The sequence below is a fragment of the Dapis hubbardiae BLCC-M172 genome (genome assembly GCF_050016015.1).
Taxonomy (GTDB): domain Bacteria; phylum Cyanobacteriota; class Cyanobacteriia; order Cyanobacteriales; family Microcoleaceae; genus Trichodesmium.
In genome coordinates this window covers 1-11,215 of the sequence record NZ_JBNHEQ010000094.1, presented here as the reverse complement: position 1 = coordinate 11,215, position 11,215 = coordinate 1, and the positions used below count along the sequence as shown (strand labels likewise).

The window sequence follows — 11,215 nt, the reverse complement described above, 5'->3', positions numbered from 1 at the left end:
TTACCTCTCCCTTTTAGGGAGAGGATTGACGAATAAGGAAAAGATTTATTTTTTTTCCCTTGAAAGGGGAGGCTTCAAGGCGTGAATGATCTAATTATTTAATTGTTTAATTATTAATTATTTCGGTAAGGGTAGGAATACCGAGTCTGAATTTAGAATTCAGGAGAAATGGGAATTATAAATGAGGTGGTCGGAAGAATTATCCCGTAATTTTTCTGCCATAGTTACCCCAAAATGCTAAATTTTTGAACCGGAACTACCTAAAAGCTAGCACTTTTTGATACCTATAAATCCTCAAGCCTCTATTTGTAAAGACTTTGAGATTTAATCAGCAAGCCCTAATTAATTGGGTTGATATTTGATTTGGCAACCAGCTTGTAGATCATACCCTCAAACCAAATATTGTCCCTACTGTTTTCAAACGATCCAGTTTTGCACCACTAAATTAAGGAGAGATTACAGTGGCAACAAAATATAGAACTCTACAAACAGAACCTGCAGCACCTAAAGCTCCATCAACAGAATACACCTGGGAACAAATACTGCACTCCCATATATGGCTGATCTACTGCCTTTCACACCCTAAGACTTATGTAGGTCCAAAAGAATATTTAAAACAACTAGCAACTGAATCAATTCAGGAAACTTTTGCCAATGCCAGAGTCAAAAGATTGATAGGAACATGGGAACTTGTATGGGGTGTGGCTATTTATCAATTTCCAACTTCTGAAGTGAATGACAACACACTGTACATTGCCAAGTACAATGATAACAACCCAGAAAAAGATACTTATGTTCTTTGTATAGCTGGTACAAATATGAAGTCATTGTACAGTCTGATGTTTCAAGACTGCGATCTATTCTCAACTAAAAAGTGGAATAATGGTAAACCTTGGGACAGCCGAGCAAATTATGAGGCTACTACTGAACCCTCACTCTCTTCAGGATTTACCAGGGGTTTAAATGTGGTACTTAACAAGGCTAAGGATAGTAATGGTGGTTTGGTTATGGATGCTCTCCAGAACATAACCAGTCGCTCTACTAAACCAATAGATCTTTTTGTAGTAGGCCACAGTTTAGCAGGTGCATTGGCTCCACTTACGGCTCTATCATTATTTGAACGTCCGTCAGAATGGGATAGCAAAGGTATAGCTACAATAAAAGTTTTTTCCCTGGCAGCCCCAACTCCAGGAAACAAAGCTTTTCAGACCTATTATGCCTCAAAACTTGGTGGTGAGAAAACTCAACGTTTATGGTCTCCTATTGATATTGTTCCTAATTTTGCCACAAAGCAAGGTCTTGACAACACTGGAACCATTTATGAGCCTGATATTCCCTCGACTCCGTTGGTTGATGTTTTCTGTTCAGTATGGAATAGGACGATTGAACACCATGACTTTCAATACATTACCACTCAACCGCCTTATTCTGGACAGATAAATAATGACTTCCGCATCAAACATATTAACCAATATCCAGAAGTAAAAGAGTTTCTTGTGGATCAGTGTTCTGGAATGATAATGTACGTCTTTCTGAAGAGCTTAGAGCAGTTAGAAGAAATTCCAGGTATTGGTAACGTTATGTCACTCTTTGACGATACATTAGAAAATACCATCGAGTTAGGGAGTTCTATAATCTCAAAATCTTTGACTGAAATCATTGACGAAGGTGTGACGGTAGACCTGATTGATGAGAAAATTGAGTCAGTGTTTGAGGAAGTGCTTGATCAGATATGGCCTATGCCATTACCATTCTCACCTGTTTCTTTGATTATGTCTGCTCTTCCTAGTGGCTTAATTAATGGTGAAAGCATTTATAATCTCATGGATTGGTATATGCAGTTCTTTTACCAGCACACAGACGAATATATTACACATTACGGTATTCAAGAGTTTTTTGAACTCAAAGGAAAGATTACAAGTCAAGTAGATGCAAAACTTGGTAAAGAAGAGAACAAGAAGCAACAAGCCAATACTATTCTAGTGAATTATGGTAAAGCCAAGAATGACGATATTAAAGATTTGTATCGTGGGGAAGGCAAGCTACTAGAAAATATATCTGATGTTGTCGCACAACTCAAACAATCAGGTGATGTAGAGAGAAATGCACAGCCTCTAATTTTAATAGTTGAGAAAAAAGGCTGATGAGAATTTTTGGGTTAAGCTACATCTAATTTTTAGATCGTAGCTACCCAAATAATATTCTCAATTACAACTAAAAAATTAATATAATCTTGCCAATATTTCTGGTTATTTTCCTCAATTTGGTATTTTATATCATGTCCGGATAATCAGTGATAAAAAAGTTTTTGTTTGTAGTAAAGCTCTAGCCCTAACGGTAGATAGGGCTAAAGCCGAAGTACAAGCTGTAATTATAACTATTCAACCGGACATGATATTAGTAACTAAATTTTATCAGAAAGTTCATATTAATGTTCACAACATAAAGTATTGACAAATAGAGAATAATATATCATCATTATTAAATAAAATCAAATAATTCTTAAGCCAGAAGTCAAAAAACTTTAACAATTAGGAAATATAGTAATGACAGAAACAAAACGAGCTATAGTTGTAGGAGCTGGATCGTCTGGTCTAATAGCTGCCAAAGAACTTCTAGATATTGGTCTGGACTTAACAATTTTAGAAAAGGAAGCAACTTTAGGTGGTGTATGGCACAAATATTGCTGGAAGACTTCCACTCTCACATCTTCCAAGTGGATGACTGAATATGGCTGTTACCCAGCACCAAGTGAATATGCTGACTTTATGAAGCCAGAAGAAATGATGGAGTATCTCAGCTCATTTACTAAACATTATGGTTTAGAAGATAAAGTTCACTTTGGAGTTGAAGTTAAGGCGATAGCTCGCAGCACTGATGGCAATGGCAAATATGATGTAATTACTGATAAGGAAACTTACAGTGGTTACGATTATGTAGTTATTAGCACTGGCTTACATGGCAAACCAGTTCTTAGAGAAGTTCCAGGACTAGATAAGTTTACTGGTACTATAATGCACGGATTCAAGTATAAAGACCCAGAAGAATTTCGGGGTAAAAAAGTAGTGTGCATGGGTCTTGGTGAAAGTGGCATTGGAATTAGCTCTGAAATTAGCAGTGTAGCAGCTAAAACTGTTGTGGCAGCAGGTGCTTTTAATTTTGCTCCTCGGGTTTATCCTTACACTAATAAACCTTTCGATCAGATACAGTTCTGGCCAATAGGTCAATATATTAAGGACTACCAGGAATTATTGACTGTCCAAATGAGTTGGATTACTCGCCTACCAGAGCCATTACGAACTGCTTATGCAAACAGGCATCCTTGGTTACAAAACTTGCCTAAAGAATGGCTGCCAACAGCTTATATTCCCAACTATTGGGCAGGTAAATACTGGCCTAAACCTAACAGCAATTTTGGAGATGTTAGTGGTAACCTGACTCGACCAAGTGCTAATCCTGATGACATCATATATTTAGTTCAGAGTGGTAAGATTACAGCAAAGGGTAAGGTACAACGCTTTGATGAAACAGGTGCTTACTTCCCAGATGGCAGTAGAGAAGAAGTAGATATGGTAGTAGCTAACACAGGGTTTAAGCCTGGAGCTGCCTTAATCGAGTTTCCTGATAACTGGCAATACCGACACCAAGAATTGTATAAAGGCTGTTTCCACCCTGATATGCCTAATCTAGGATTTGTAGGCTTTGTTCGACCAACTGTTGGTTCGATCCCTGCTATGGCAGAAATGCAGTCACGCTTGGTTGCTCAAGTTTTTTCTGGTGAGTGTAAGTTGCCAGAGAAAGAAGAATTGAGAAAATTAACTAAAAAAGAAGCTGACGATCACGCCAAGAAAAATCCAAAAATGACAGAGCGTTGGCCTCACGTCTACTTCTTCGATCAATGGATGGAAGACATAGCAGAACTACTTGGTACTCAACCTAAAATTTGGCAGCACCTCAGTTCTTGGAAGCAACTTCAAGGTTTTCTATTAGGAGCCCCAATGCCGTTACGTTTTCGTCAATATGGAACTGGAGCAGTTCCAGGTGCTCGCGAACGGTACGCTGAAAGGATTAATCAAGTTTATGGAACTCGTCCTCAGTCTAATCTATTACCTTTTCTGGCAATTGGTCTTTTGTTCCCTTATATCCTATCTATAATTGTTTCTGCAATCTGTTTTTGGGGAGCTAACTTATCACCAATAATAAGTATTGCTTCAGGGTTACTGTTTTATACTTTATATATGACAGTAGATTTATTCAGGTTTGTGGTGGGATTTTTACCACTCACATTACCGAGTCTAATTGCACTAGGACAAACTTTGCCTTGGCAAAATTATGACAATGACACTATGATGCCTTTGATCTCTTTTCCTGAAGAAAACAGATTGGATTACACTAATCCCAGAGTATTTGAAAATGACGGAATTCCTCAAAGTGAATTATTAGAGCGCGAAATGGCTGGTAACAGTTAATTATTTGGTTCGTTGAACTTAAGAAAATATAATTGGCGATCGCGCCATAGCTTTATCTGCTAAGATAATTTATCAATACCTGTAAGGATTATCTATAATCTTTACAGGTATTTTATTGTTAAAAGTTGTCTCATATAGAATCCGGGTAATTAGTTATCGTATTGCGGAGGAGTCATATCAAATCCGGTTAAACAGTTATAGATTGGTTAAATCGTAATTGAGTCAGGAGGTAGGGACGTTGCATGCAACGTCCGTACGGAGTCAGGAGGAGAGAGAATTACAAAGATGAGTGTAGTTATGACGATTCGAGAATTTTTTTATGTCCAATCAAGCGGATTTGATATTACATCATAATTTTTGATTTATTCCTACAAGAAAAAATATAAATTCCATAAATTCTGGAAATAATATCAAATCCGGTAGTATCGGTGTAAAAAAGCGTAGAAACCGGGTTTATATAAAATGCCCTTGTACGGACGTTGCATGCAACGTCCCTACCATTTATCCCCCATAAACCCGGTTTCTTATAATACTCCGAAGCCAACGGATTTGATATAAAACCTTTGTTCTTCTTTAATATTTATGTTTTTCTTCCCCCTATTCCCTGCTCCCTGTGTTATGACTGTAGCAATATTGTATGAAATTGGTATTAACCTTAAACATTTAACTCTTTGCGCCCTAAAATTCCTACACAAGCTAATAAAACTTGGAAAATCAATCCCACAACAATTAATATTCCAACCCACTCTAAGTATGGTATATATGGGAACTTGCTAACTATTTCATCAATTATTTGAGTATTAATCGGCTGAATAACCTCAAAATAGTGTTGATAAAGGAATATATACAATATAGCAAATTCAGAGACCAACGTTACATAAGATAACCTCCGCAAAATCACTACCATTGAGAGAGCAAACTGATTAACTGTCAACTCATAAGCATTTGTTCGCTTTCTAAGCTCTGGCAATGTTAAATAATTATACTGATTCACAACTTCTGAAGCTTGGCCAACCCATTTAAGAATATTATCAGGACGTAAACCATTAATTAAAGCACGACGTCGTGCTTGTTTATTATACTTATTAATGATGTCAAAAACATCTATATCTGGCCATAGATACTGTATTGAACCATCTAATGCTAGAACAGACCTAGTAAGTTTTAAAAAATCCCAGTTAGTAGGGATTCTATAACCGAAAGCAACATCAACTACTCCTTTAATAGCTCCACCTAAAGATTTTTGCCGAAATGGTATTCCTTTAACCCTAGCTTTGACATACCAGTTCTCAAACTGACGCCCCATCTCTACTCGCACTCTATCAATATCCACTTTAGGAACACCGACACCAAATCGAATATAGTAATCAGCTGCTTTGGTAAAATTTCCTTCCCCTAAACCATTAATATAGTTCAAGTAAGTATTCCTTAATTCTGCTTCCAAAGAACCTGTACTGCCGTGGTCAATCAGCACAAACTTGTTATTACGCAACAATATTATATTACCTGGATGTAAATCAGCATGAAATAGATTGTCTTCAAATAGTTGTCGGAAGAAGGACAAGTATATCCTTTCCCCAAGTTTGACTCGATTAATATTATTTTCTGCCTCCCATTTCACAGCTAGAGAACGTTTATTTGCTAAGGCTTTGATATAGTCTGACATCATTACACCATTTATAAACTCCATTACTAAAATCCGACGTTTAGAATATTTTTCGTATATCTTCGGCACAAAAACTTTATGTTCTTTCAGAGACTTTTTCATCCTGATAGTGCTGCTTGCTTCATATCTGAAATCTAGTTCTTCTTGAAAGGTTTTTTCCAATTCTGTGATAAATTCACCCCAACCTAAATAAGTAGCAATATTCAAGAAAATTAATATATTAACCAGACCCTTAATTACTTCTAAATCTCGCTTGAAAGCATTTTCTAAACCAGGACGCTGAACCTTGACAACTACAGGAATTTGTTTTTTACGCAAAACAGCAGTATGAACTTGAGCAATAGAAGCTGCTGCTAGGGGTTCCTCATCAAAAACTGTAAAAACTTTCTTCAAAGGAACACCCAATTCTGACTCAACAGTTGAGCGTACAGCATCAAAAGGAAAACCAAGTGCTTCAGACTGTAAATTGCGTAAGGAATCACATATAGGTTCTGGCAAAAGATCTGTTCGTAGTGCTAAGACCTGACCTGCTTTTACCCAAAAACCACCAAAATCTTCAAATATTTCTCGCAATTGAGATGCTGTTTTTTCCATATCTGGTTTGCGAGTAAACCTGCGCCACTGTACACCTAAAAAATAAATAATGAATCGCCGAAGAACATAAGGAGTGGTGACTCGTCGCTCCTCTATTTTTTCTACAATCTTGACTTTTTTTCTTTTCCTTTTTTCAATCAGTTGTGTTGGAATATATTTCTTGTTTACCATTCTATCATACTCTTAGAAAAGACGTAGCTTTCTGTTTATAATTTTGATTTCGGCTCTAAATATAAAATATAGTTTATATTCAGCATATTTCTATATAAATTTAATTGCAATAGTTGAAATAATTAAAATATTAAACATTAAGTATAATATCAATTTTTTCAGGACAAATTCGTGAGTTTCGTTATAGGAAACATCTCTCAAAGCTGATTCATAAATTTAGCTTTTGGCGAGAATTTAATAGGAAAACTCTGATTTAAGCTAGTGCTAAATTATTTAAGTTATAGTGAAATATAACTTGCAAAACCCAAGACTAAAAAGAAACTTAGTCTCTTAATATTTACTGAAAAAATCAGCTCTCATATTTTAAAATTAGGAATAGCTGAAAAGTTATAACTATCAACAATAAATAAGCAAACTAACCTCCTATTCTTCCCCAGAGGAAAACAAAAAAGTCGATTACTGAATTATATTTATTATCATACTAATGATTGACACAAAAAAAATAAATAAATAATTAATTAATATATATATACATTATATATACATAGTTATTATAGTGATTGTTTTTTTCTTGGGAAAATGCTATTATTCAGCTTTATCCAAACAAATTCCTATAGATAAATATTTTATCAAAAACTAATTAACCTCACCCAGACTATAAGCTCTTATTCCTTGAGAAGCAAACCAATTAATTGCCATTTCTGCCTGAGTTTGTGATACCAAAACTACAAAACCAATCCCCATATTAAAAGTATTAAACATTGCCTCCTCATCCACATTACCAACTTCGGATATCCACCTAAAAATAGGAGGAATTTCCCAACTATTTCTATCGACATCAATAGACATTCCTGTTGGCAAACAACGAGGTAAATTTTCTGGTAAACCACCCCCAGTAATATGAGCCATACCATGAATATTTAAACCCGCTTTTTGCGCTGCCAAAATTGGTTTGACATAGATTTTTGTGGGGGTTAATAACGCTTCTCCTAAACTTTTTTCCTCCAAAAAATCTAGGCTATCTTGTAGAGAAATATTGGATTCATCAATAATCTTTCTAACTAAACTAAAACCATTACTATGAATGCCACTACTTTCTAATCCAATTGCCACATCACCTAATTTTACCTGAGAGCCATCCAAAATTAAACTTTTTTCTACAATTCCCACAGAAAAACCTGCCAGATCGTACTCACCAGGGGAATAAAAACCAGGCATTTCTGCGGTTTCCCCCCCAATTAAAGCACATCCCGCTAAACGACATCCTTCTGCAATACCAGAAACCACTTCAGTTAACTGTTGTTGATTTAATTTTCCTGTTGCCAAATAATCCAAAAAAAATAGAGGTTCCGCCCCCGATGTCAATACATCATTGACACACATAGCAACCAAATCAATACCAACAGTATGATGACAATTAAGAGTATTTGCTAATTTTAATTTTGTACCCACACCATCAGTACCAGAAACCAAAACAGGTTCTTTGTAACCTGTTGGTAAAGCAAATAATCCACTAAACCCACCTAACCCTCCTAAAACTTCCGGTCGGTGGGTACTAATAACCATATTACGAATATTATTAACAAATTCACGACCAGCTTCAACATCAACACCAGCTTGTTTATAATCCATCATGTATTAGGCCAAAACTTTAATTGTGTGCTAGACAACAAAATACAAGGGACTATTTTCTGAAGATTATTTTCTTGCAAAAGTAATTTGCAGACCCCCTTTTTTTTACCAGCTATCAACTTTTCCTGGAAAATTAAAGAACTTGCTGTGTGTTAATAGGGTTTTTAGTCGCCCATTACACACTTTGAGAAGCTGATAGCTGATAGCTGAGTGCTGAGTGCTACTTCAACGATGTCTAGTTTCTATAAGTGCAACATTTAACCTTATCAAATCTATTCATCACTGGACATCTCTGATAATAGTATGGCATTACCGTTACGGTAAAGGCTGTTGCCTGCAAAGCTAATCCTTAAAGGACTAGCGCGTTATTACCTTTCTTCTACGAGTGATAACAGAAGAATTGTTTTCACTGATAGTAGTACTAGTATCCAAGCGAACTTCGCCTGGCAGCTAAAATCTACCGAACTGTTTCCAAAAGGCACTTTTTCCTATATTGTACCAGATTTAGGACGATTTTTGAGATTTTGAACGCTTCCTGCGGAATGCTACGCAAACAAAAATCCAGAAAATGGATAGGTTTAACAAGGTTTTTGGTTAATAGTTGCGTCTCTACCATCAGCCTTGTTTGTAGAAAATCAACCAAAAAAATTTTAAGATTTGTTTCCCAAATTTAAAAGTTTGTGATAATCTATTTCAGTTCCTTAATAATACTTAAACATCGAAGAGTCTGAGTTATCCGGAATAGTCATCACTGGACTATACCAAGGTAAATCTAACTCAACGAGTGCTAGTAAAAAAAATATCTTGATGAAGCACAAAATTTGGACTGGTCTTACTACTTTCCTTCTATTTTCTAGTTTAGGTGTAGTGTCCTGTTATGCCGATACTTTTCCGGAAAGAAAAATTGATCGACAAAACGAACTAATAGATAGAAGTTCAGAAACAAATGATAATTCACAGAAAGCCATTGCCAACAGACAAGCAGATGTTCTAAAAGTTGGAGAATACCAGTTAAACACACAAGAAGGGCAAAATACCATTACTAAAATTCTTGCCCATGAACTGGTCGGTCGCCAAGCTGCAACTCTTTATGTTCGTAATATTCCAGTTCTTACTTTTCTTGACTCTGAGGAAACTAACAAGAAGACAGATAATCAAAACTCAGACTCTTCGGTGAAAGTAGGTACTATTCAATCTTCTAACTCAGACCAACCAAAAGATTCCGTGTGGCGAGCATCAGTAGTTGCCTCCCGACTAAATCAACTTATTCAGGAAAGTCCCAATCTAGATATTACAGCAAAGTGGGATGCAGACAGGGAAGGTTACATGATTCTGGTCAATGAGCAAAAATTAGTAGAAATAAATGACCAAACTATTCTGCCAGATACTACCAAGAACTTAGCAACAGATACTTTACAAGCAACTAACCGCCTACGGCGACAAGTTAATAATGCTCCTCCTCTAAAAGAAATAGCAGGCAAACCAAAACCTAAACCACAACCGGAGCCACAAAAAGTTGCTGTTGGACGAATTACTTTCCAATATCAAGGTTGGGCATCTTGGTATGGGCCTGGATTTCATGGTGGCCTGACCGCCAGTGGTGAGCGTTTTAATCAATATGTAATGACTGCTGCTCATAAAACTCTGCCTTTTGGGACAAAAGTACGAGTAACTAATCTAAATAATGGTAGTTCAGTTATTGTCAGAATCAATGACCGTGGTCCATTTACTCCAGGTAGAGTGATTGATGTATCATCTGCTGCGGCTCGTATTTTAGGTATGATTCAAAGTGGGGTTGCTCCTGTCAAAGTAGAGGTTATCGAATCTCGTGGATCATAATCAGCTTTAAGGTAGTTGGCGATCTGTTTTACATTCAATTGATTAAAAGGTGGTAAGAAGCAAAAATTGGGAGGGGGAAAAGATCAACTTTTCCTCTATTTTTTTAGCTTTTATACAGGTATGATAAATGTTTGTTACCAAAAAAATTGAGGTAGTAAGTAGTAAGTAAATCTTCATATTTCCAGAATCAGAAATTAAGTTTCCCACGATCTGATTGGGTTATTTTTAACATTCTTTTGGCATGAATTGTATTATACTCGATTCCAAAAAGATGGTTAGATTAAAATTATCTGTAAAACGATAGCAATCCTATTTGAGTATTGTACAAAATTCAAAACCTTTTGGGAATAGGTGGTAGTTTGAGTTTTTTATTTACTTTTTGATTTGTCACAACCAATGCGCAGATTGCTATATTAATTAAGATATTTATGCTTCTCTTACAATCTAATATTGTAAGCATTCAGCAGTCAGCTATCAGCTATTAGCTAGCCTCCAGCGGAGGAGCTGCGCTAACAGCTTCATGACCTTTATTTGGAAACTCAAGCTCGTCGTTCTTGTCCTTCAGTTATCTGGTTAAAAATGTAGTAGAATTTCAGGGAATGCTTGCTTCATTTATTTAAACTCTACCCTTAAGAGCAGGGTCTTATTTAAAAATCTGAGAGATGACTGCTAATAGCTGAATGCTTACCTAATATTTACCACCTACGAACAAACTCAGACTCTACAAGATTTTATGAAATTGGTATTAATTAAAATTTTTGAAGTCAGAAAGCTTAAAAAAACTAAGTATTTCATTAATTGATAATTGATAATGGATAATTGATAATTACAAGAAGGTTAAAAC

General features: G+C 35.9%; 5 protein-coding genes. 3 read left to right on the top strand and 2 right to left on the bottom strand.

Annotated elements, in window-relative coordinates:
* Positions 1-461 precede the first annotated feature (461 nt).
* The gene (locus ACP6PK_RS09165; protein WP_426559348.1) at positions 462-2,144 is read left to right on the top strand and encodes a DUF6200 domain-containing protein; all 1,683 of its coding nucleotides are present in this window, start codon (positions 462-464) and stop codon (positions 2,142-2,144) included.
* A 402-nt stretch (positions 2,145-2,546) separates the two neighbouring features.
* Positions 2,547-4,469 (top strand): flavin-containing monooxygenase, encoded by a 1,923-nt coding sequence (locus tag ACP6PK_RS09160; protein WP_426559347.1) that lies wholly within the window; start codon positions 2,547-2,549, stop codon positions 4,467-4,469.
* A gap of 655 nt (positions 4,470-5,124) precedes the next feature.
* Here ACP6PK_RS09160 and ACP6PK_RS09155 read toward each other — a convergent pair.
* Positions 5,125-6,900, bottom strand: coding sequence for an ABC1 kinase family protein (locus tag ACP6PK_RS09155; protein ID WP_426559346.1), 1,776 nt, complete (start codon positions 6,898-6,900; stop codon positions 5,125-5,127).
* A 636-nt stretch (positions 6,901-7,536) separates the two neighbouring features.
* Positions 7,537-8,532 (bottom strand): phosphoribosylformylglycinamidine cyclo-ligase, encoded by a 996-nt coding sequence (purM, locus tag ACP6PK_RS09150; RefSeq protein ID WP_426559349.1) that lies wholly within the window; start codon positions 8,530-8,532, stop codon positions 7,537-7,539.
* 807 nt (positions 8,533-9,339) lie between these two features.
* Here purM and ACP6PK_RS09145 point away from each other — a divergent pair.
* On the top strand, positions 9,340-10,371 hold the full coding sequence (locus ACP6PK_RS09145) for a septal ring lytic transglycosylase RlpA family protein (protein ID WP_426559345.1): 1,032 nt from the start codon (positions 9,340-9,342) through the stop codon (positions 10,369-10,371).
* Positions 10,372-11,215: the final 844 nt, after the last annotated feature.

Coding starts and splice junctions, on each gene's coding strand:
- ACP6PK_RS09145 (WP_426559345.1), top strand. CDS start 9,340: ATGAAGCACAAAATTTGGACTGGTCTTACTACTTTCCTTCTATTTTCT.
- ACP6PK_RS09155 (WP_426559346.1), bottom strand. CDS start 6,900: ATGGTAAACAAGAAATATATTCCAACACAACTGATTGAAAAAAGGAAA.
- purM (WP_426559349.1), bottom strand. CDS start 8,532: ATGGATTATAAACAAGCTGGTGTTGATGTTGAAGCTGGTCGTGAATTT.
- ACP6PK_RS09160 (WP_426559347.1), top strand. CDS start 2,547: ATGACAGAAACAAAACGAGCTATAGTTGTAGGAGCTGGATCGTCTGGT.